General features: G+C 47.7%; 14 protein-coding genes and 1 pseudogene. 10 read left to right on the plus strand and 5 right to left on the minus strand.

The genetic code is table 11. The annotated features are described in order from the left end of the window. Positions 1 to 83 precede the first annotated feature (83 nt). Positions 84 to 392: pseudogene (locus VN24_RS16675) on the plus strand (PLP-dependent transferase); the annotation flags it as partial. A gap of 292 nt (positions 393 to 684) precedes the next feature. Here the strand turns inward: VN24_RS16675 and VN24_RS16680 are convergent. After that, on the minus strand, positions 685 to 951 hold the full coding sequence (locus VN24_RS16680; RefSeq protein ID WP_045671315.1) for a hypothetical protein: 267 nt from the start codon (positions 949 to 951) through the stop codon (positions 685 to 687). A 216-nt stretch (positions 952 to 1,167) separates the two neighbouring features. On the opposite strand from VN24_RS16680, the gene VN24_RS16685 reads away from it, so the two are divergent. The 5 genes from VN24_RS16685 to VN24_RS16705 all read left to right on the plus strand — a co-directional run bounded on the left by VN24_RS16685 (position 1,168) and on the right by VN24_RS16705 (position 8,787). Continuing rightward, positions 1,168 to 2,952, plus strand: coding sequence for a cache domain-containing sensor histidine kinase (locus VN24_RS16685; protein WP_045671316.1), 1,785 nt, complete (start codon positions 1,168 to 1,170; stop codon positions 2,950 to 2,952). Beyond that, a complete protein-coding gene (locus VN24_RS16690) occupies positions 2,949 to 4,127 on the plus strand; it encodes a response regulator (protein ID WP_045671317.1) in 1,179 nt (392 codons plus the stop codon). Before VN24_RS16685 ends, VN24_RS16690 begins: the two co-directional genes overlap by 4 nt. Positions 4,128 to 4,195: 68 nt before the next feature. Next, positions 4,196 to 5,473, plus strand: coding sequence for an ABC transporter substrate-binding protein (locus VN24_RS16695; RefSeq protein ID WP_045671318.1), 1,278 nt, complete (start codon positions 4,196 to 4,198; stop codon positions 5,471 to 5,473). Between the two features lie 312 nt (positions 5,474 to 5,785). Further along, complete coding sequence (locus VN24_RS16700) at positions 5,786 to 7,522, plus strand: sensor histidine kinase (RefSeq protein WP_238590935.1); 1,737 nt, start codon at positions 5,786 to 5,788, stop codon at positions 7,520 to 7,522. Next, the gene (locus VN24_RS16705) at positions 7,519 to 8,787 is read left to right on the plus strand and encodes an extracellular solute-binding protein (protein WP_045671320.1); all 1,269 of its coding nucleotides are present in this window, start codon (positions 7,519 to 7,521) and stop codon (positions 8,785 to 8,787) included. The genes VN24_RS16700 and VN24_RS16705 overlap by 4 nt, the downstream gene beginning before the upstream one ends. Positions 8,788 to 8,841: 54 nt before the next feature. Here VN24_RS16705 and VN24_RS16710 read toward each other — a convergent pair whose 3' ends face one another. Beyond that, complete coding sequence (locus VN24_RS16710; RefSeq protein ID WP_082083808.1) at positions 8,842 to 11,448, minus strand: glycoside hydrolase family 31 protein; 2,607 nt, start codon at positions 11,446 to 11,448, stop codon at positions 8,842 to 8,844. A 105-nt stretch (positions 11,449 to 11,553) separates the two neighbouring features. Further along, positions 11,554 to 14,055: a glycoside hydrolase family 31 protein gene (locus VN24_RS16715; RefSeq protein WP_238590714.1), complete on the minus strand. Its 2,502-nt coding sequence runs from the start codon at positions 14,053 to 14,055 to the stop codon at positions 11,554 to 11,556. Positions 14,056 to 14,805: 750 nt separating this feature from the next. Between VN24_RS16715 and VN24_RS16720 the strand changes: the two genes are divergently transcribed. From VN24_RS16720 to VN24_RS16730, 3 genes are all read left to right on the plus strand, one after another. After that, on the plus strand, positions 14,806 to 16,440 hold the full coding sequence (locus VN24_RS16720; RefSeq protein ID WP_045671321.1) for a response regulator transcription factor: 1,635 nt from the start codon (positions 14,806 to 14,808) through the stop codon (positions 16,438 to 16,440). A gap of 231 nt (positions 16,441 to 16,671) precedes the next feature. Continuing rightward, positions 16,672 to 18,153, plus strand: coding sequence for a spore germination protein (locus tag VN24_RS16725; RefSeq protein WP_045671322.1), 1,482 nt, complete (start codon positions 16,672 to 16,674; stop codon positions 18,151 to 18,153). 64 nt (positions 18,154 to 18,217) lie between these two features. Next, on the plus strand, positions 18,218 to 19,873 hold the full coding sequence (locus VN24_RS16730; protein WP_238590936.1) for a Ger(x)C family spore germination protein: 1,656 nt from the start codon (positions 18,218 to 18,220) through the stop codon (positions 19,871 to 19,873). Positions 19,874 to 19,899: 26 nt separating this feature from the next. On the opposite strand, the gene VN24_RS16735 is transcribed toward VN24_RS16730, so the two are convergent. Next, positions 19,900 to 21,546: a GMC oxidoreductase gene (locus VN24_RS16735; protein WP_045671323.1), complete on the minus strand. Its 1,647-nt coding sequence runs from the start codon at positions 21,544 to 21,546 to the stop codon at positions 19,900 to 19,902. A gap of 6 nt (positions 21,547 to 21,552) precedes the next feature. Next, positions 21,553 to 22,341 carry a coiled-coil domain-containing protein gene (locus VN24_RS16740; protein ID WP_045671324.1) on the minus strand — a complete coding sequence of 263 codons (789 nt, stop codon included), beginning with the start codon at positions 22,339 to 22,341 and terminating at the stop codon, positions 21,553 to 21,555. Between the two features lie 187 nt (positions 22,342 to 22,528). Between VN24_RS16740 and VN24_RS16745 the strand changes: the two genes are divergently transcribed. Continuing rightward, entirely contained in the window at positions 22,529 to 23,284 is a 756-nt protein-coding gene (locus VN24_RS16745; RefSeq protein ID WP_045673400.1) for a ThuA domain-containing protein, read from the plus strand. Positions 23,285 to 23,482: the final 198 nt, after the last annotated feature.

Genomic DNA, 23,482 nt, shown 5'->3' on the forward strand with positions numbered 1-23,482 from the left:
CGTGGATAGTCCGAGCACAAGAGCAACCATCGTTCCGGACAGGCTAAGACTTGGCTTGCTGACAAAAAGATTCAGATACGCAGCATGAGCTCGCCAAGAAAATGTTCAACGACAGAGGCTACAGCGGCATGCTCAGCTTTATCGTTCCGGAGGATATGGATAAGATCGACGCCTTTATGAACCGACTCCATTTTGCCCACTATGCTCCGACGCTTGGCGGACTTCGTTCTACCTTAAACCATACCTGCACATCTTCCCACAGCCATGTTCCCGACGATGTACGGCGAAAAATGGGCATTATCCCCGGCATGTTCCGTCTCTCCGTAGGAATTGAAGATGCCGACGATTTAATTGCAGACTTCACCCAGGCGCTTGAAGTTTTCGGAAACTAGAGCCACAGCGCTCAATCAGTCAAAAGGCCTTTTCATTTTCGATCAGGCCTTTCACCCTTCATTGAAGAACAGCAGCTTGGACAAGTGGTACAGCAAGTAAAGACGCTGCCTCATGTGGTTGATGTGGAGACGAACGCACAGAGCCTTTTTTCATTCCTGCTGGTCGCCTATTGCCTGTGCATGACGCTGCTCGGCAACAACCTTCCGGCCCCCCTCTACGCCTTGTATCGGGAACAGTGGCAGTTATCTTCAGGGGTCATGACCTTTATCTATGCCTTGTACGCCCTTGTTGTCATTCCGACCATTGTCTCGGTCGATCCATCATGGGCTCGTTCGGCTTTCTTTTTGCAAATGGCGTCAATGGACCGGAGTGAAAAATCAAGCGCCCAAAGGGAATATCGTCATTGCCGCAAGAGATGCGCAAATCTTCCAGCTCAATGCCTTGATAGTCGCTCAAACCTATCAGATTGCCCAGCTGAATACGGTCATTGCGACGCGGGATCAGCAAGTGTCCGAAAGATACGGAGGAATTAACAAAGTTCGGCATCAAGGTCATCATTGCTTAGACATTCTGCCAAACCTGTTTACCCGACCTCAAGAGGTCGGGATTTTTGCTTGATGTCAAAAAAAGACCCCTTTCCAATCAATAGAAAACGTTTTCTTCGATCGGTTTGTTTTTTATAATTTGGATAAGCGGAAGGGGCTCTTACTCTGATTCAAATTTACGTTTACAATAGACATGATGTGAAAACAAGAGTAAAGGAGCATCATTGTCGTGAAAAGTATCCGCAGCCGCTTGCTTGCCATGCTTCTCGTCTTTATTATCATTCCTTATTTTTTGTCGGTGCTGCTTATTTATTGTCATACGAAACAAAAGGCCGAGCAGCACGAGCTTGCCGATTCCCGGGATCAAATTCAAAAAACCGCTGAAGATTTGGAGGAATATTACGAGGATCTGCTCGATTTGCCGTATATTTTATACCGTAATCCCGACCTGTTCCGTATTTTTGAAAAAGGTTTTGAAAGCGCTATCTACTTTAATCAGCTTGAAATCGACAAGGGTATGAAAACGTTTTACCTAATGCGCCGGGAAATTCGTCAGATCAGGATCTATATTGCCAAAGGAGAAGATTCCTTTACCGTCTATGATGCGATGGTAAGCCCCCGCAAGCATCAGCCGGAAATCATGCGGCAGCTGGCCATTCGCCGATTAATGGGCTCAAAGAGTAATGTGTTAATCGAACCGCCGCATCGAATTCAAAATTATCATCGTTCCGCTAATGTGCCGCAATCAGATAAAACGATGGTGCTCACGATCCATCACAAAATGGTGGATGTCTTATCGAACGAAGTTCTTGGAGTTGTCACGATTGATTTTGATCTGAACCGTCTTGCAGATATTTGCAGCCGGATCACCCATGGGGTTGATGAAACGGTGTATTTGACCGATTCCAACGGCTATGTGATGTATGCCTCCGACCCGGGATTGATCGGTTCCCGGCCCGATTCACAAGACCAAGCAGCTATGCTTACTTCAATTGGGCGGGGAAATCCGGGTGATATCGTGTTATCGAACAAATTGACAGGCGCATTAAACGATTGGCAGTTAACCAAATTCACCTCAAGCCGCCTGTTGTACCGGGATGCAAGGGAAACCGCATACAGCAGCATGATGGTAGGGGGCGGTATGATGCTTCTCGGGCTTATTATGGTAAGCATCATCTCCGACCGGATCACCCGTCCAATTAGGCTGCTTAGCCGAAAAATAAGACGAATTGAAGGCGGCAATATGGATGTTCCCTTCAACAGTATGGGAAAAGACGAGATCGGCCATCTGGAACGTCATATTAAGGAGATGATGAACCGGATAAATACACACATCGAGCGCCAATACAAGCTGGAAATCGAGAATCGGACGAATCAGTTCCGAGCGTTAAAATCGCAGATCAACCCGCATTTTCTTTATAATGCCCTGCAGTCGATCGGCGCTGTGGCGCTGCGTTCCCATAATCCGGAGGTGTACCGTCTGATTACCTCTTTGTCAAAAATGATGCGGTACACCATTCGCGGGAATCAATGGACGACGGTTCGAAAAGAAATCGAGCATGTGGAAGCGTACTTGCTTCTGCAGGCGGAACGCTTTCGCAGCGATTTCCAATATACCATTGCGATCGAGGAAGCGCTTCTTGATTTTCGGATCCCGGCCATGATTATACAGCCGCTGGTCGAAAATTTTTTCAAGCACGGTGTCGAAGAAGGCTGGCATGAAGCGCAATTGCGAATTTATGCGGAAATGAACAATGATAGAGTTACGCTTGCAGTCGAAAATGACGGTCCCGGGTTGGCAGACGAACCGCTGCGTGCGCTGAGAAACAAGCTTTACGGAATCGGACATGACGAATCGAATGCCGATGATCATATCGGGCTGAAAAATATTCACGACCGGCTCGTTTTGAATTACGGTTGGAATGCGGGAATCATTCTAGAATCCGACAATGGACAGGGGTTCAAGGTGCTTCTTGTTATTCCCGTTCTGTCCGGGGAGGGGGCATTAGCATGAAAGCTTTAATTGTGGATGATGAGCTTAATGTGCGGGATGTCATTCGCTTTCTGGGGAAATGGGCGCAGCATGGAATTACGGAGGTTTTAGATGCGGCAAGCGGTATGGAAGCGAAAGAAATCATCGAGAGGGAACGTCCCGAAATTATATTTACAGACTTGAAAATGCCGAAAATGAGCGGGGTCGAGCTGATGGAATGGCTTAGCTCTATCGGTTACCCAGGTAAAATGATTATCGTCACGGGGTATGACGACTACGCTTATATGCGCAAAGCGATCCACTGCGGCAGCTATGATTATTTGCTTAAGCCGATCGAATCGGAAGCATTGAATGAAGCGCTGTCGGGAGCGATCCAAATGTTGAAAAAGGAAGCCGCCGAACGAAATCCGATATCTTCCGGTCTCTATAAGGAAGCCCGAAAGCTGCATGCGAACAAGCTGATCACGGCGGCATGCGAAGGAGAGCCGTTCGATCCGGTTGACGTTGCCGCCTATCTGCCGAAAGCGGACTTATACGATGTGACGCTCATCTGTTTTTATGAATCTCACCATCCCGATCCTTATATTGCGCGGTTGGATGAACTGCTGGAGGAACGGGGGTGGGGAAGCGTCTTCCGTCTTCATCACAATCGTTCGGTCTGCTTGCTGATCAGTATACACGGACAGCTGCTGCTGCTGGAGGATTGGATCAGCCGCGAGTTCGACATGCCGCTGCGTCTGGTCAGCGGGGAACCGATCACAACCTTTGCCGGTCTTCCGATATCTTATAGAACTGCTCAACAAGCGCTCGCCGTACAAAGCTTCCGGGCCATTCACCGGATGAACGAATTGGATGTGGCGCGCCGCATCCACGATATTGTTGATTATGTAGATAAACATTACTTGGAAGAAATCAGTCTGGATCAGCTGGCAAACCGTTTTTTTCTAAGCAGAGAGTATATTTCCAGACGTTTTAAACTTGAAAAGGGCATGAATCTGTCAAGTTATATCATCCAACGCAGGATTGAGCAAGCCAAGCGCTGGCTCGTTGAAACCGATGAAAAAATGTATTCCATAGCCGTGAAGCTCGGTTATCGGGATGAAAAATATTTTTCCAAACTATTTAAGAGGACTGTAGGCCGGACGCCGCTCGAATACCGCATGAGTCCGGCTAAGCCGGAATCGAAGCTCATCTGATATGTCCGTACCGCTTCAAGCGGGAAGTGCACATATAATCATGCAGAAATTACAGGAGGGTCGCATCAATGACGAAAAGAATGGTTCAAATGATGTTGGGATGCGCGGCAGCCGTATCGCTTACGGCATGCGGAGCAAACGGGGAGACGGGCAGCGAGAGCGGCGCCGGTTCAAGCAAAGTCGTAACTTTGGAAGTGCTTAATCCTAAAGTCGAAATCTCCTCACAGTTCGAACAGATGGTGAGAGCGTACGAGAGCGAAAACCCTCAGGTTAAAATTCATGTCAACACAATCGGCGGCGGCGCGGACGACCGTGCAGATTTAAAAGCGAAGTTTGCCGCCGGGCAAGGTCCGGATATTTTCACAAACGGCGGATACGAGGAAGCGAAGCTGTGGAAAGATTATTTGGAAGATTTGTCTGATCAGCCTTGGGTAAAAAACGCATACGATTATGCCCTTGAGCCCATGAAATTGGATGGCAAGATCTATGGAATGCCGGTCAACCTGGAAGGCTACGGTTTCATCTACAACAAAGATTTGTTTGCCAAGGCCGGAATCGAGACCTTACCGAAAACGCTTACAGAATTGAAGATGGCTTCGGAGAAATTAAACGCAGCCGGCATTACTCCGTTTGCCGTCGGTTATTCGGAACAGTGGATACTGGGCGTCCATTTGCTGAACATCGCCTTTGCGCATCAGGAGGACACGGACGCTTTTATTCAAGGGCTTAACGATGGCACCCATACGATAACAGGAAACCAGAAGTTCAAGGATCTCATTCAATTGCTTGATTTAACGTTGAAGTATGGAAACAAAAACCCGCTGACAACGGATTACAATACCGAAGTGACGATGTTTGCAGTCGGGCAAACCGCTATGATTCAGCAGGGCAACTGGGTTCAACCAATGCTGGATCAGCTGCAGCCGGGTATGAATGTCGGATTCCTGCCGATGCCGATTAACGATGATACGGATAACGATGCTCTGGCAATCGGCGTTCCGAACAACTGGGCGGTTAATAAAAAAACGACGGATGAAAAGAAGGCGGAAGCGAAGAAGTTCTTGAACTGGATGGTAGATTCGGAGCAAGGCCAGAAATATATGACGGAGCAGTTCAAATTCATCCCGGCATTCAAAAATATAAAGACCGATAATCTTGGCCCGCTAGCATCCGATATTATCCGTTACTCAAAAGATAATAAAACGCTGACATGGAATTGGTACAAATACCCTGACGGAGCGGGAAGCGAATTCGGTCCCGCCATGCAAGCCTACGTTGGCAAGCAGTTCACTGCCGATCAATTGCTGGAAGAATTCCAGAAATCGTGGATCAAGGCTTCAAAATAAACGATATATAGTGGAATTGTGCTTGCGAACCGGTTCAGGGAACCGGTTCGTTTTTGATTTAGAAACGGTATCGTTAGGGAAATCCGATCTTGCAAATTCTGACAAAGGTCGACAATTTTCCTCCACTTCCGTATAGTTAGAGAGGGAAAAGTAACTCTTTCAAAGATTCCGTAAAGGGTGCTTTTGCTGATTGGTGAACAACGGAGAAGGTGGTGCGTCGGGATGCGGGCTTTTCTATTTTCCAACCGTTTCGCTCTTAAAATAGTGCTGACTTTTTTGTTCCTGATCTTATTTTCGACTCTCACTATCAGCATGCTTTTTTATATAAAATCAACGTTCATCGTAAAGAAAAACGTTCGCGAATCTGCCGCTCAAATCGCTGAGCAAACGGCGGATTCCCTCTCCTATATTATTAACTCGGGGAGCGATACGGTGGATTTTATTTACAGCAACCCGGACATCCAGAACGCGGTCGTCAACATCAATACCAGTCCGCGTGAAGAGCAGGGCCGGATTTTTCAATACATGAACAAGATGTTGAACCAGCTCGTCTCCTCGAACTCCTTCGTTAAAATTGTTTATGTGCTTAAGGAAGAAAGCAGCGGCTGGGGGAGCGGCACGTTTTCCCCCTATATATATAATCCGTCCATGTACAAACTGATGCGGGCACGTGCAATTGACCAGGAATGGATTCAAGAAGCGAAACGGAAGGACGGAAGCTTGGTGTGGCAGGGGCTGCAGTTCAACCGGCTTGTCGGGGGAGGCCGCAATACAGACCTGATTCTCCCTGTCGGGAGGGTTCTCAAAAATTTTAAAACCATGGAACGGATAGGGTATATATTAGTTGATTTGAATGGGTATGCGATCTTGAATAAGATCGAGAAGCTCAAGCTAGGGGATACGGGGAAGTTTTTCGTTGTGGATTCGGAAGGCAGAATCATGATTCATTCCGATCTCAAGCTGATCAATAAGAGAGTTGAACACCCTGAACTGTTGAAACAAGTTGTGGGCGATGATCGTGCCGAGTTTGAATACACGGAGAACGGGGTTCCGTATTACGGAGTCAAGCAGCTGCTGAGCAATGGATGGATGGTCGTAGGGACAGTGCCTGTTCATGAAATCACCGGAGAGTTGGACAAACTGCAAATGTTTATCCTGTATTCCTTCGGGCTTCTTGCGCTGCTTGCAATAGGAATCGGGGTGTTGATCGTCGGAAGGGTTACGAAGCCTATCAAGCAGCTTACTTTAGATATGCGTAAGGTCCAGCAAGGTGATATAACGGTCAGGACGCAAGTTAAGTCTGATGATGAAATAGGCCTCTTGAGCCGTCAGTTCAATAAGATGCTGCAGGAAATCGAACAGCTTATCCGTAAGGTGGAGGAAGAACAGGGGCAGAAGCTTCAGGCGGAGCTGCGCGCCCTCATGCACCGGATTCACCCCCACTTCCTGTTAAATACGCTCAGCATGTTGTGGTGGTCGATCAAATCGAATCAAAATGAACGAGTTGCAAGAGGTTTATCGGCATTAATTCGTCTGCTGGAAGCGCATATGGGAAAAAGCGGAAGCATGATTCCATTGGAAGAGGAGCTTGACTTCCTGCAAAAATATATCACGATATTGGAGCTGCGCTACGAAAGGACCTTTATACTGGACTTAGACGTGGAGCAGGGGCTGGAAAAACAGGTCATTCCCCGCATGCTGCTTCAGCCCTTGGTGGAAAACGCCATATTTCATGGAATCATTCCGAAAGAAACGGACGGCCGCATCTCGATCCGTGTTTGTATAAGCGGCGATTATACGGAATTTCTCGTGACGGACGACGGTGTGGGGATTGGGGAAGAGAAGCTGAATCTATTGGCCGATCCGGAGAAGGCCATCGCGGACGGGAAAATGGGAATCGGTTTGCGGCATATCTACGATATGCTGCGGTTCTATTATGCCGGACGTTCAGAGTGGTCAGTTGCCAGTAATCCCGGAAACGGTACGACGGTTCGAATTTTGCTGGGAAAGGTATCGAATTTCCTCGACGGAAAGGGAGAGGCTGGATGACAAGACGATGGATTTTCATTTTTTTGATCATCGTTCTCACCGCCGGTTGCGGAAGATTAAAGGTGATCAACGATCCGGATGAGATTCAGTTGCTCCACGAGAACAAAATGCGGGTGGTCGAGTTTTGGCATACTTACAGCGACGAAGAAAGCCGGATTTTGGAAGAGGAGCTGATTCCTTCATTCGAACGCCAATTTCCCGACATTAAAATCATATCTGAAAGGCAACCGTTCAATATTGGTTTGAAGAACACACTGATTGCCCGAGCTGCTTCGAATCGGGGACCCGATGTCGTCCGGATGAAAACGACCTGGATTCCTGAATTTTACCAATTGAAGCTGCTTTTTTCTTTGAATCAATTTTCGGATTTCCAAAATGTGCGCAGTGCTCTTAACCCTGAAGTAATGTCGGCCGGCTTTCATCAATATCATGATTACTCCCTTCCTTTGGATATGTATGTACAAGCGGCCATTTATAACCGGAGACTCTTATCTCAGGCAGGGTATTCGTTACCGCCCCGGACAATGGAGGAAACTTTAGATCTGGCCAGAAAAAAGCGTTATATGATCGGACTTGGGGGATTGAATGCCTGGAAGACTTTACCCTATATTTACAGTCTTGGAGGCTCGTTGTTTGATCCTTCCTTCACCAAGGCAACCGGCTATTTAGATGGACAAGCGACGGTTCGGGCCGTCAGAAAACTGCTGCTCCTTTATAAGGAAGGGCTGATTGACCCCATGGTGGGCGATGATGGCGGCGATAATTGGGAGGGTGTTAAAAGCGGAAACGTGCTGATCACGGGCGAGGGCCCTTGGTTTTATAACATTTGGACCGATACAGAACGGCACAGAGCTTTGCAATTTACGATCCCGATGTCGTTCCCCTTTGACAAGGTGCCTTCTCCCGTTGCAGACGGCGAAGATTTGGTCATTATGAAAGGAAGCAAGCAGCCGGAAGCTGCCTGGATCTTTCTGAAATGGATGACCGGTAAGGAAGCTCAGCTGAAAATGTCAAAAATCGGGCTTTTCCCGACAAACCTGGAAGCGGCCCGTTCGATGAAAGTGAACAGGGATTCTTATATCTATCCTTATCGTGAGGCTATTGACCATGCTTTCCTGAAGACTTCGATAAAAAATTGGGACAAAATCGATGAAGTGTACACCCTTTATATGCGTAAAATATTTCGCGAAGAAATCTCGCTGAAGATTGGATTGACACAAGCGGCGGAAGCAATCGACCGGTTATTGGCCGAAAAAAAGGGCTGAAGACAAGGTGTCTTCAGCTCTTTTCAATTGAGGCAGTGGCCGCTGAGCTATAACTTACTTGTTGTTTCCGGCGTTCACATGAAGAGTGACGTTGTTGACGTCGGCATCCGCGTTAATGGAAGCGTCATTTTCGGTTTGAATGATTACTTTATGGTTTTCCATGACCGGGATTTTAACATATAGAACGTTGTCTTTCGCATCGAAATAAAAAGCTTTCTCTTGCCCGTTCATTTCTTCGAGGCTGTTTGCTTTTGCATATTTATTATTTGCTGCCTGCACTTTCTTCGGCTCTTCGGCCTGATTCAGCTTTAAAGTGTAGGACTGAAGGTCGGATGAGTAGTTCTGAACTTTTTTGTCCTGCTCAAATTCAATGTGATTCCCTTTCTTTTCCACATGGAAGTCGGTAACATTGTATTCGCCTCTTGTGTAATCCTCTGTATTCGCATCATCCTGATAGAAGCTGTATTTGGCTTTGTTATTCAGATACGTATCGAGAATCAGATTGGTCAGTTTTTTCTCGCCGGTATACTGCTGAACTTCGCGGCGAGGGATAATCGAGTCTTGCTTCACATAGATTGGAAGCGTGCCGAGATCGGCTTGTTTCATGATCTTTTGGCCGCCTTCAAGCTGTTCACCGGTCCAGTAGTCCACCCATTTTGAACCATCAGGGAGGTACACGGTACGGGACGTTGCTCCTTGATTCACCACAGGCGCGATCATCAGCGAATCGCCGAACATGTATTGGTCGTCAATGTTGTAGGTATTCGGGTCATGCTGGAATTTGTAAACGAGCGGCTGTTGAACGGGCTGCCCGCTTTCCTGCGCCTGTTTGAACTGGTTGTACAAGTAAGGCAGCAGTTCATAGCGCAAGGAAATATATTTGCGGCTGATGTCCTCGACTTCCTTGCCGAATGCCCACGGTTCTTGCTCCTTATCCCAACTGTAATGGTCGCGGGAGAACGGCACGAAGGCGCCGACCTCGATCCAGCGGGCAAACAATTCAGGCGTCGGTATATCCTGCGAGGTAGGTTTTGCAAAGCCGCCGATGTCGTTGCCCACAAAAGCTGCGCCGGACAATCCGATATTCGAATTCATCGGGATCGTCATGCGGAGATGATCCCAGTTGCTGGAATTATCACCGGTCCAGATGGCGGCGTACCGCTGGGTTCCCGCATAGGCAGCCCGGGTAAGCACGAACGGGCGGATGTTCGGCTTGTTCACTTTGAACGCGTTGTACGTTGCTTCGTTTTCCAGATGGGCGAAGAGGTTATGCATTTCTTTGTTCTCTTTTTTGCTGCCGTCATCTGCCTCATAAACGGTATCCAGCGGCATTGACCAACCTGGACCGCCAAATACGGCCGGTTCGTTCATATCGTTCCAAATTCCGGCTACGCCTTTGTCAAATAGCGCTTTGTGCTTTTTCGCCCACCAATCGCGGACATCCGTTTTCAGGAAATTCGGGAACACAGAGTCGCCCGGCCAAACATTACCGATGTAGGGGCTGCCATCGGCATTTTTCACCCAATAATTGTTGTTTGTTCCTTCCTGAAAGGTATCGAAGCTATTATCCACTTTGACGCCCGGGTCGTTGATCGTCACATATTTATAATGAAGTTTGTCCATATCTTCTTTCAACTTGTCGGGATCAGGATATTTCGGTCCCCAGGTAAATACACGATAATCATTCATGTAATCGATGTCTGCGTACATCGCATCCGCCGGAATTTGCTTTTCGCGGAAGGTCTTCGCCACCCTCACAATGTCATCCTGCAAATAACCCCATTTGCTTTGCTGGAAACCCAGCGACCATTCCGGCGGCAGATTGATTTTACCCGTCAAATCGGTATAACGGTCAACAACATCTTTGATTTCCGGACCGTTGATGAAATAATACGTCAATTTTCCGCCATCGGCATAGAAGTAATAATAATCGTCGCTTTCTTTCGCCATGTTGAAGTGGGAGCGGTACGAATTATCGAAGAAAATGCCGTACGCCTTCTCGTTCTTCAACCCGATAAAAAACGGAATGGTCGCATACACATATTTCGTATCTTTCGTATAGCCGTACGCATCCGTGTTCCACATGCCGATATCGTAGCCGCGTTTGTTCAAGCCGCCGGTTTGCTCGCCGAAACCGTAAAAGTTTTCGGTCTTGTCGGTTTTCTTGAACACGTAGGGTTTTCCGTTTTCATAACCGGCCCCTTTTACGTCGTCTTCGTTAATTACGTTCCCGTTTTTATCCAAATATTTGATACCGAATGGGCTTTTTTTAATGTCTACCGTTAAGTTATCTGTCGTTATGACGATTCTCTTTTCGTATTCCTTCACTTTGAATTTGGGAGCGGGCCAATCCTTTTTGGCAATCCCCGGAGAAACAAATTCCTCCTCGCCTTTGTTTAAGAGGGACACTTTGGCCATATCGGATGTGAGCAGCCGGATATAAGCTTCCTGCGCGCCTAGATTAAGCTTAACGCCATTGGCCAGCTTCTCGACGCTTTGTACCATCATCGGCTGCTGCAGTTTGTTTTTCTCCAAAGGCGTATCGGGAGCCGGCTGCTGGACTTCCGCAAAGACCGGGTCGGCAAGCTGTGAAACGGCACTGCCTGAGAACAGAATTGCCGTCGATAACAATAACGGCGACCACTTCTTTAGTAACTTCATTTAAGTGTTTCCCTCCTTGAAGTGAAAGGTTATCAGATTTTTGGAAAAAAGAGGTTGGAGACAAAAGTCTCCAACCGCTATTTCTGTGGTCTGGCCACACCGGTTTTATTTGTTGACTCCGATATTCGCTTGAACCTTCACGCTGTTGCCTCCGACGTTCGCTTGAACATCCACATCGTTTTTCGTTTGTATCTTCACTTTGTGGTCCTCGTTCACCGGGATTTTGACATAGAGCACCTTTTCATTCGTATCGAAATAGTATGCTCTTTCTTGCCCGTTCATTTCGTCCATGCTGCCCGCTTTTGCATACTTGTTGTTCGCGGCTTGTACTTTCTTCGGTTCTACCGCGTTATGCAGCTTCAGCGTATAGGATTTGATGTCGGATGCGTAGTTCTGAACTTTTTTGTCCTGTTCGAATTCAATTTGGCTTCCTTTGTTTTCCACGCGGAAGTCGGTTACGTTGAATTCGCCTCTTGTGTAATCCTCTGTAGTCGCATCGTCCTGATAGTAGCTGTAGGAGGCGCTATTTTTCAGATAGGTGTCGAGAATTAAATTCGTCAGTTTTTTTTCGCCGGCATACTGCTGAACTTCGCGGCGCGGAATGATCGAATCCTGCTTTACGTACATCGGAAGCGTTCCAAGGTCAGCTTCTTTATGGATCGTCTGGCCGCCCTCAAACTCTTCGCCCGTCCAGTAATCCACCCATTTCACACCGGCCGGCAGATAAACGTCGCGGGAAGTTGCGCCTTTATGAACAACCGGTGCGATCATAAGCGAATCGCCGAACATGAATTGGTCTTCATTGTTATAGGTGTTCGGATCGTCCTGGAATTGGAATACGAGCGGCTGTTGAATGAGGTTTCCGGTTTCATGCGCTTGTTTGAACGCGTTTTGCAGGTAAGGCATCAGCTCATAGCGCATATTGATATACTTGCGGCTGATGTCCTCCACTTCTTTGCCGAATTGCCATGGTTCTTGTCTATTGGTATTTTGCTTAACCGATGGGCTGGCACCGTCATTATTGTAATGGTCGCGGGAGAATGGCAGGAATACACCAAGCTCAACCCAGCGTGCAAACAACTCCGGCGTTGTGATTTCGCCTAATTGTTTATTTTTCGTAAATCCGCCGATGTCATTGCCGACAAACGGGTGACCTGCCAATCCGAGATTGGAGTTCATCGGAATCGACATTTGCAGATGCTCCCAAGTGCTGTGGTTATCGCCGGTCCATGTTGCGGCGTAACGCTGGGTTCCCGTAAATCCGGCACGCGTCAAGACAAACGGACGGATGTTCGGTTTGAGGTATTTGAATGAGTTGTACGACCCTTCCACCTCTAAATGCGCATAAATGTTGTGAACCTCTTCATGCGTATGTTTCACGCCGTTATCGTCTTCAAGTATAGCATCCAGCGGGAGCGTCCAGTGGTCTTTGGCAATGAAACTGACCGGTTCGTTCACGTCATTCCAAATGCCGTCTATGCCTGTGTCAAAAAACGGTTTGTACTGCATCGACCACCAATCCCGAGTTTCTTTTTTCAGGAAGTTCGGGTAAACGGAGTCCGGTGGTGCCGATGGATTCCACGGCCAGAGTTTACCAAGGAAGTTGCTTCCGTCGGGATTTTTGACCCAGAGGTCCTTCTTGGTCCCCTCGTCATAAACACCGTATCCCGGCAAGGCTCGGATAGCCGGATCGAAGATATTCACTTGGTGGAAGCCCATATCTTCCATATTTTTTCCTAATCCGGCAGGGTCCGGAACTTTCTTGCCCCATGTAAAGGCTTTATAGTCGTCCATATATTCGATATCAAAGAACAATCCATCCGCCGGAATTTTCCGGTCGCGGTAACCTTTGGCTACTTCCTCCATGTCGTTTTGAGAATAAGCCCAACTTGATTGATGAAAGCCCAAAGACCATTCAGGCGGCAGAGGGACTTTACCTGTCAGATCTGTATAACGGTCAACGACGTCTTTAATCTGCGGTCCATTGAAGAAATAATAGGTCAGTTTTCCGCCATCGGCGTAGAAGTAGTAGTAATCGTCGCTTTCCTTCGCAAAGTTGTAATAGGAGCGATACGTATTATCAAATAAAATACCGTACGCCTTTTTTTCCTTTAAACCGATAAAGAACGGGACGGATTGGTAAATGTATTTTGACTCATACGGGAACGGATCCTGATGCCAGATTCCTTCTTCCTTGCCGCGTTTGTTGAGGCCGTCTGTTTTCTCGCCTAAACCGTAAAAATTTTCGTTTTTATCGGTTTTCTTGAACACATAAGGCTTCCCGTTTTCGTATCCTATGCCTTGCTCCCCGTCCTCGTTGATTACGTTTCCGTCTTTATCTAAATATTTAATTCCGAACGGGCTTTTCTTGATGTCTACCGATATGCTGCCGGTGGTAATGACGATTCTCTTATCGTCTTCCTTTACTTTGAATTTAGGAGCAGGCCAATCCGTGTTAGCGATGCCCACAGAGGTATATTCTTTGTCGCCCTTGTTTAAGAGTGACACCTTGGCCATATCGGATGTGAGCATCCGAATATAAGCTTCCTGCCCGCCCAAATTTAGCTTTACACCATTCTCCAACTTCTCGACGCCTTGCACCGTCATCGGTTTTTGCAAATTCTCTTTGACAAGGGGCCTATCATCTGTCGGCCGAAATGCTTCTACCGGGAAAACGAGTTCCTCTGCTGACACGGGTTTGGCAAAATAGAGATCCGAAACGGCAGTGCCTGAGAGGAGAACAGAAGTTGCTAAAACATAAGGTGACCATTTCTTCAATACTTTCATTACGTTTCTCTCCTTTGATGTGGAATGCTTATCCTTCGAGGATAAATGAAACCATGATTTGCCCGACCCTTATGCGATCCTCCTTCCGGTTTGGTGAATCATGCCCGTCAAAAAGGGGCTACTAAAAAAGTAAATGTTGCAGACCGCTCATACAATGGACGGTTCGAACCAAAAAGCGTTCAACAGGGTCAAAACACCAAAAGAGAGCGCTTTCCTATAGCCTGTGCCGGAAGCGAGTCGGACGCCGAAAATACAGATCCGGGGCGGTTTTGCGCCTTCATTGGATGCCTAGCGGATTGTTTTGTAAAAAATTTGTGTTTCCTATTTTCAAATGGAATAACGTGGGAAGATCTAGTGCTAAGGAATGAGGGACACTCGGGAACGGGATTCCATAAATTGGTGTTAACTATACGATATTAATATGATTATCGTAATATTTGACGTTGCCTCATTAAAATTTCTTATCTATACGAATTATATGGATTGAATAGAATGTTTTTTTTATCATGATCCGATACGTTAGAACATACCAATAATGCTTTTTAGATTGCAAATTCAGGAGGGGATTCAATGTATCGGGTTGTTATCGTCGACGATGAGCCGATTATTTGCAACGGAATTCAAGCCTTCATTGATTGGGAGAAGGAAGGGGTGGCGGTAGAAGCCGTTTGTACCAACTCGGCAGCGGCTTTGACGGCAATGGAGAACCTTCCCGTCGATATTCTCATTACGGATATTCAAATGCCATTGATGAACGGCATAGAACTAATGAAGGAAGCATTCGTGCTTTACCCACGGCTAAAAGTAATCATGATCAGCAGCTACAGCGATTTCGAATATGTAAGGGAAGGCCTCAAGTTAGGCGCCGTCGATTACTTGCTGAAGTCGGCTTTGGAGCCGGCTGAGCTTCTTGCCGTCCTTCGCAGGTGTGTCTCCATGCTTGAAGAAGAACGTTCAAAGGAAGCTGAATTTCTCCAATATCAACATGAGGCTGTTTACAGAGAACGCAAATATGTCGAGCAAGAGATCAAAAGGCTGATCGTTCAGGAACAAGTTCCATATCCGCCAATCGATTGGGCCCCCTCTTGGCTGGAACAGTGTTATGCTAGTGTCTATTTCATACTGGATAGGGTCGAGGAGTTAAAAGAAACTCATGGCATTCAACATGTTCAATTACTGCTCGAGGATTTACAGAAGCTTTTTTATGAGCAGATGGACGAGGGAGCCGCCATGCTGTTGACTGAGAACAGCTTGTTTCTTCTCGTTCCGGTCAGCACTGGCGAAGTTCGCAGCGCCAATAAAGAACGCGATACTGCGTTTCAGGAACCGAAAGTGAATATCACCGAATGGAAGCGCTTGGCGGAAACGAAATTAGGTATTGGCCTGTCTGCCGGCTATACCGTCATGCAAGGAATAAGCGGCATTCCCAATGGAATGGCACGCAGCCGCATGGCCTGTCATCAAAGATTTTTCGAGGGATTGGGTCGTTTGTTTGTATGGGAGGAAACGGCGGAAAGATGCCGGTATCCGCTTTTTTTGGCAGAGAAAACAAAACAGTACGACTGGGAACCCTTCTTCAAAATCATCCGCAGCGGGGACCCCGTTTCAGCGGCGGTTGGCTACGCCCTTGAACGTTGGAAAGGCTTGTTTTTAACCCCGGAACAAATCAGGCAAGAAGCAATCGATCTTCTAACGGAGACTTGTGAACGACTATCCGCCGCCGCAACGCTTCTTCCAGAATGGCTGGAAAGGGTAAAGCGAGCCGAGACCCTGAAGCAGACCGCTTCGCTTATGACGGATATGCTGAATAAAATCAGTAATGCCGCAATCCCGAGCTTGCTCGATAAAGGAAGCGGAGGCGAAATCATTACAAGAGCTTTGGAATATATCGCCGATCATTATAAAGAGAATTTAACGCTGCAGAACGTTGCGGGTGCTGTTCACGTCAGTAAAAATTATTTCAGCCTCCTGTTTAAAAAACAAACGGGCCGAAATTTTATAGATTATTTGATCGATCTGCGAATTCGGGAAGCGAAGCGGCTCCTGGTGGAGGAGGACGGCCGAATCTATGATGTAGCCGAAACCGTCGGAATAAGTGATGTCAAATATTTCAGCAAGCTGTTTAAGAAATTGACGGGTTTAACACCGTTGGAATACAGGGAAAAGTACCGAGGACTAGAATCGCACAAAGGTATCCTGATCTAGCCAGATGAACATCCCGAAAAGCGATGAAGAACGAGGCTGGATCGGGGACGAGCGGATCCATATACTAGGCAGCAAGCTGGCGTCGGTCACTCAACCGGCGTCAGCTTGTTTAGTTTTCAATCCAGTCCCCGCGAGATGTCCGAATGGAGCGACTGCAGCTGTCCTCTGCATAAAATTTCTATGACTTGGAAAAATTGAACTAAGATTTACATCAAAGAAAGGGGATGACTTATGAAAGGAGCGCCGTTTCGTGAGACATCCGACAGCCCGCTTAAGTCAGAGCTTTCCGAAAACAAAATATGGCTGGAACAAGCTATCAAAAACTGTGGTGATGTTTCCGTTACTTCCTATCACTATGGTCCCGAACTGCAGTTTAAAGCACTTGTCGTTTATTTTGAGACTTTGGTTCAGAACCAGAAAATCAATTTATTGAAATCGGCTTTACAGGACCTTTCGGATCATAGTGTTGGACAGGCCGCGGATATCACCCCCGATGAAGTGATGCTCTATTTTGAACGGAAAGGCGTTTCGGCCCAGTCTGCCGCAACGATCGAAAGGACTGGACAAGCACTGGAAGCGATTCTTTCGGGCCAAGTGCTGGTTTTTTTCGACCGCTGGAATAAAGCGCTCCGTTTCGATGCCTTTTCGATCGAAGAGAGAACCGTATCCGAGCCGATTACTGAACCGGTTATAAAAGGCCCCCATAACTCCACGACTGAAAACCTGAAAAAAAACGCGGGGCTTCTTAGAGCAAGATTGAAAACGGCGGATTTTAAACTTGAGTTTGTGCAAACAAAAGGGAAGACAAATACAGAATTTGTGTTTGGATATGTTGAAGGAGTCGTTGATTCCGAAACGCTATGCGAGTTTAGAAAAAGGATTGCTCCGCTCAAAGAGCAAGAGGTGCTTGGTATTTCCTACATCGAGCAGCAGTTGGAAGACGCGGTTTATTCCCCTTTTCCGCAGGTTCGGTGGACGGAACGTCCGGATACGGCGGTTGCCGCTCTCTTGCAAGGCAAAATTATCGCCATGGTTTCCGGTTTTCCGGCGATTCTCATTTGTCCCGGATTATTTACGGAATTTCTTCAATCTCCGGAAGATTATTACGAAAGGACCGTATTTTCTTCTTTAACAAGGATGCTGAGACTCATTGCTTTTGTCATTTCCCTTATGCTGCCCAGCATCTACATTGCGCTGACTACCTTTCATCCGGAATTGATTCCAAGCATCCTGCTGCTCTCGATTTTAAATTCGCGGGAAGGGATTCCATTCCCGTCTCTTGTGGAGGCGGTGCTGATGGAGTTTTTCTTCGAGCTGCTCCGGGAGGCGGGTGTCCGCCTGCCGCGTCCTACAGGCAGTGCAGTAAGCATTGTCGGGGCGCTGGTTATCGGGGAAGCTGCTATTAATGCCGGCATCGCTTCTCCGATCATGGTCGTCGTAGTGGCGTTAACGGGAATCGCATCTTTCTCGCTGCCCCAGTACAGTATCGGAGTTGCATTCCGGATACTTCGTTTTCCGATGATGGTGCTTGCTGCCACAATGGGGGGATTCGGAATCATGATCGGTTCACTGCTTATTCTTGTTCACCTGATGAGTTTGCGCGCACTAGGTCAGCCGTATATGTCGCCGATAGGTCCGTTGCGTCTGCGGGAATGGCGCGATGTCATTATTCGCGCGCCTTCCAATCTGCGGCAGCGGCAGCCCGACAAATAATCCGCAGAAAGAAGGACGTATTGTGGGAAGAGTCATCATCATGATTGTCCTATTCCTGATGCTGATGCCGTTAACCGGCTGCTGGAACGCAGTCGAACTCGATCAATGGGGATTCGTGCAAGGGATCGCAATCGATACGGGAAAAAACAACATGATTGAGTTGACGGTCCAGTTCTATAAGCCGGGTGGCGAGGAATCGGGCGGAAAAAAAGGCGGCGGCAGCAGCGGAGGAGGAGAAACGGTCAATTTGAAAACGAGAGATGCCTCCGTATTTGAAGCGATCCGCGATATAACGATCCATTTGGGACGCAAAGCGCAATGGAGCCATATGCGTGTCATTATTATCGGAGAAGATCTGGCGAAAAAAACAGAGCTTGGCGACATACTCGATTTTTTTATGCGGGATCACGAACCGAGGCCGACTGTTGCCGTCGCGATCGGACAAGGCAAGGCAGCCCGTTATTTGACAAGCAAACCGTTTCTTGAATCAAGCATGGGGATGCAATTGCGGAAGAGCGAAAAAATGTCTCATCAATTTGCCGGCAAAACGTTAAGGGCCACATTGATGGATTTAGCGCATCAATTGAAAAACGAAACGCAGGTGGTCATGATGCCCTTTATTTATTTTGATCCGAAGAGCCAGCCATTCGAGGCTGCAGTGACGGGACTGATGATCGTAAAGAACGGAAAAATGGTTCAAAAGGTTCCTCCTAATAAAATTGAAGGTTTGCTTATGCTGATTGATAAATATCAAGGGGGCATTATTCAAGTGCCTTGCTCCAATCGGAGCAAAGAAAAAGTGATGGAAGCCATTGAAGTGGATAAGGTCAAAACGAAATTTACGGTGAAAACTAACGGTGAGTCCATATCCGGCCATGCATTGGTTTCAATCGACGGGTATGCCGGCGCACTTAGCTGTTCCTCGCTGGAGACGTCGGAAGAAGTCGAGCAGTTTAATAAAAAAGCTGCAGCAACCGTCCAACAGAAATTGCAGAAAGTTGCCCTTTATTTTCAACAACAGAAATTGGATGTGTTTGGAATAGGGGATCGTATTTTCCGTAAAAATCCTGCTTTATGGAGCCGTTTAAAACCGGAATGGGAGGATAGAGTTGCCCGTATTCCGATTAATATTAGCGTAAAAGTAAATACTTACAATAATGGGGTTGACGGCGTTTATTTTGCATGGGGTTTCCCCAACGCCGAACTGGTGCTTTTCTCCATGCTTCTTCCGTTTGTGAAGAGAGAGGGGAAGCATGTGGGTAGATGGATGTTTACGATGCTGCTCGTTAACGGCATTTCGCTTACGATCGTCATTGTATGCACTATCATGGGGCTTGGACAAATGACCGGAATTTATAAATATTCTTTATTTTCCCTCGCGCGTTTGATTGAAGTCAGAGATTTTATCGAAAGAATCGAATCGATACCCGGAATGGCCCTCATCGCCGGTTCCTATATGAAGGCCACCATCGTGTTGTACATTACCAGTCTTGGAATTTCCCAATTATTTCGGATCAATGATTACCGTATCCTTGTTTTTCCGGTCGCAATGGTCGCGCTGCTGCTCTCATTGACCATGTTTACGCACGAAGTCGAATTTATGGAATTCGTAAACAACGTTTGGCCTTTGCTGATTACGTTAACCGGAGTGATCCCAATCCTGGTTTTAACTTTGGTTACGGCAATGAAAAGTATTAAGAAAGGGACCGCAGGAAATTAATTCATCGAGCCGGGCTAACTGATGAACTAATGAGCGGTTCGTCCGGAAATATAGTCGGCTGTCCGAATCGCCAGCGCAACGGTTGTCAAGGTTGGATTGGCCGCCCCGGTTGTCGGAAGTACGCTGTTATCGGCAATATAGAGCCCTTCCGTTCCGTGAATTTGACCATACGGGTCGGCGGCGGAAGTGGCTGGATCAAATCCCATCCGGCACGTTCCCATCTCATGATAATCGGTTCCCGGAGTGTGCAGGCAATAATCTGGCGGCAGGTCAAAGCCTAATAAATCCGCTGTTTTGTGAATCGATTCGATTATTTCGCCAATGATTTCGTTGTCTCTCGCACTATAAGAGAAATCGACTTGTATTTCCGGGATGCCGTATACATCTTGACGATTGCGGTTCAAGAAAAGTTTATTCTCATAACGGGACTCCACCTTGCCGAATGATAATCCGGACAATTCAAAACGTTGTTGTCCGATCCTGCTATAACCCGATCTAAGGAACTGTAATTGAAATGGCTTTCCTACCGATTCGGGAACAAGGATTTGCGCCGGCCACTCCATATAGGGCGGGTTCCCGATATCCGGCAAATATGCAGGCTTTGCGCTCGCCCTGAGCGTGAAGTCAAGAAACGAATGATTGGTAAGATAATGCCCGATCGGCCCATCGTTAATTCCGGAGTACAGAAGCAGCCTCGGGGTTTCGAACGCATTTGCCGATATAACAAGAGATTTCGTTCGCAGCGAATAGGTCGTCTTGTCCGGCGTCATGACCTCGATTCCGGCCACTTTCTTGTTAGCAGTCAAAATTCGGATCGCCCTCGCATGGATCGCCAAATCATACGGATGCAGCTTCGAGGCATCCGCCAAAAACGAAATCGAACTGAAATATACGACGGGCCCATATCGTGCCGGATCAAGGTTAATCGCCTTCGGCGCAATTTGAGCTTGCGGAACCCCTTTTTCCCAAAATCGATTGAGCACTGCTTGTTGCAATGGAGTTACCCATTCCGTCTGTTTGGATACGAACATCTGTTGTTCGGCGATATTATAATACGTCTCCATTTCTTGGGCGGAAACGGGGAGGTGCTGCAGCTCGAATGCGCTCATTCGGGGCGAAACGAGTCCCCAATAGAGCATTCTTCCACCTAGAGCGAACACTTCTCTGGCTCCGGGCATGTCCGGAAAGAAGTCTCCGATCGGGAATGAATGAAGAGGGTCTAAAAAAAAGTCCCAAAACCTTCCATCCAGTGTCGGAAAATTTGCAATATGCGCTTGCAAGACGATGGGCCCCCGCTCGACGACCCCGACTTTCTTTCCGGTCTGCCGCCACCTTTCGCACAATCTCCAAAGCGCGGCCCCTCCGCCGGCTCCGGTCCCGACGATGATGACATCGTAATCCGTCTCTGCCATTTGCTCCAATGAAGTCAACGCGATAAATTGCTTCATCGGATACTCTATCTTGCGGGGCGGGCAGACCGGAATGCCCGAGAGGTCGAATTTCCTTTCTGTCGAAGGCGGAATTGACAGCAGGCAGCCGCCCAGCTTTATATCAGGATCCCGGAGATGAGGGTTGAGGAGAATAAGCTGGTCGACTTCGACGTTATACCTGTTTGCAATCGCAACAAGCGTATCGCCGTCATTTGCAAGGTAATATTTCAATGGATTCCCCATCCTCTCCTATACTCCTCCGTCATTATTTTTTCCGATTTCGGCCTCGGCCATTAACCGCTCGATAAGCTCGTTTTTCTCGCGAATCTGTGCGGTTGCTGAGGAAAGCATATCGTTTAATTGAAGGAGCTGCATATCTCTAAGCGTCAGCAGGACGCTCCGCTCGGAAATTTGCTGATCACGCGTTGCGATAACGGTATCCCGCAGCGAGATGGCGGTATTTAGCTCCGAAATTTGCTGATCCCGCGTCGCAATGAGCGTGCCGAGCTGCGCAATCTGATAAGCTTGAGCGGCTATCGTGGCGTTTAGCTGGAATATTTGCGCATCTCTGGCGGCGATGACGATATTCCGTTCGGCAATCTGCGAATCTCTGGCGGCGATGATGGTGTTCAGTTCGGAAATTTGCAGCTCCCGGAGAGCGATGATGGTGTTCCGTTCGGCAATTTGCTGCTCCCGGAGGGCAATGACGGTGTTCCGCTCGGCAATTTGCTCATCCCGGGCGGCGATGACGGTGTTCCGCTCGGCAATTTGCTCATCCCGGGCGGCGATGACGGTGTTCAGTTCGGTAATTTGCTGGTCCCGGAGGGCGATGACGGCATCCCGTTCGGTGATTTGCCGCTCCTGTTCGGCAATGACCGCTTCCCGCTCCGCAAGCTGCGCTTTGAGATTTGCGATTTTCTCTTTGCAAGTGCTCATCTTCGATTGCGTGTTATTTGCGTTATTTTGCCGATTGGAGCGTCTTTTTTTGTTTCGGGTGACAGGTGGTATTTTTGGTCCGGGACGTTGTTTTCTTCCCACCTTATCAAGCATCCTTTTTCGTTACTGCATCGAAAGTTGGTCTGTCATTTCATAACAACGAATGGTTTCTTTACTGTATGGATATGAGGCCCGGGGCTAATTCATAACGAATATCGTTGCTGCGCATGTGTATAAATTGTAGTATGCGGATTTTCGAAAAGAGGGGGTATCCCAGGCCGTGATCCAAATGAGGATAGGAAATCAATTGTTTCAACCTGCCAAAACGATTCGCGTTACGGTGTGGAATGAATATGTCAATGAAAAAATAGATCCTCATGTTGCCCGCATCTATCCGAAAGGAATACACTATGCAATAGCGGACGGGCTGCGGCCAAGCGGCTTTCTGATCCGCACCGCTACGCTGGAAGAGGCTGAGCACGGATTGACGGAATCGGTATTACATGATACCGATGTGTTAATTTGGTGGGGTCATCTGGCTCATGACCGGGTCTCGGATGCGGTTGTTGACAGGGTCCAGCAGCGTGTGCTCCAAGGAATGGGGCTGATCGTTCTGCATTCCGGACATGAGTCGAAAATATTCCGGAAACTAATGGGCACAACATGCAGGCTCAATTGGCGGGAGGAAGGAGAGCGGGAACGAATTTGGGTCGTCAATCCCGCCCATCCGATTACGGAAGGAATCGGACCCTACTTTGAACTGCAGCAGGAGGAAATGTACGGTGAATTTTTTGATATTCCCATTCCGGACGGACTGATATTAGTCGGCTGGTTTGAGGGAGGAGAGGTGTTTCGCAGCGGATGCACATTTTATCGCGGGCTGGGGAAAATCTTTTATTTTCAACCCGGGCATGAAACCTATCCCACTTATTATAATAAGGCGGTTCTACGGGTTATCGCCAATGCCGTGAGATGGGCCGCATCACCGCACGGTGCCCAGCCGACTTTTGGACAGAGAGCTCCTCTCGAAAACATTGGGCAATAATAGGTTAAACGGGAAAGCTGCATGATTGCAAAAATCACTAAGGCGGCTTTTTCGCTTTAGTGATTTTTCACTTTGAGAGGAGTTATTAAAGAGCTTTTATTCTTGAGATCCACTTGCGGGAACGTCGTCTGGTTTCGCTGGCTGCACGGCTGATTTATTTTATTTACAAACCGATGGTCGGTTTGTATAATGTAAATA

Origin of the sequence: Paenibacillus beijingensis, assembly GCF_000961095.1 — a bacterium.
Lineage (GTDB): Bacteria > Bacillota > Bacilli > Paenibacillales > Paenibacillaceae > Paenibacillus_O > Paenibacillus_O beijingensis.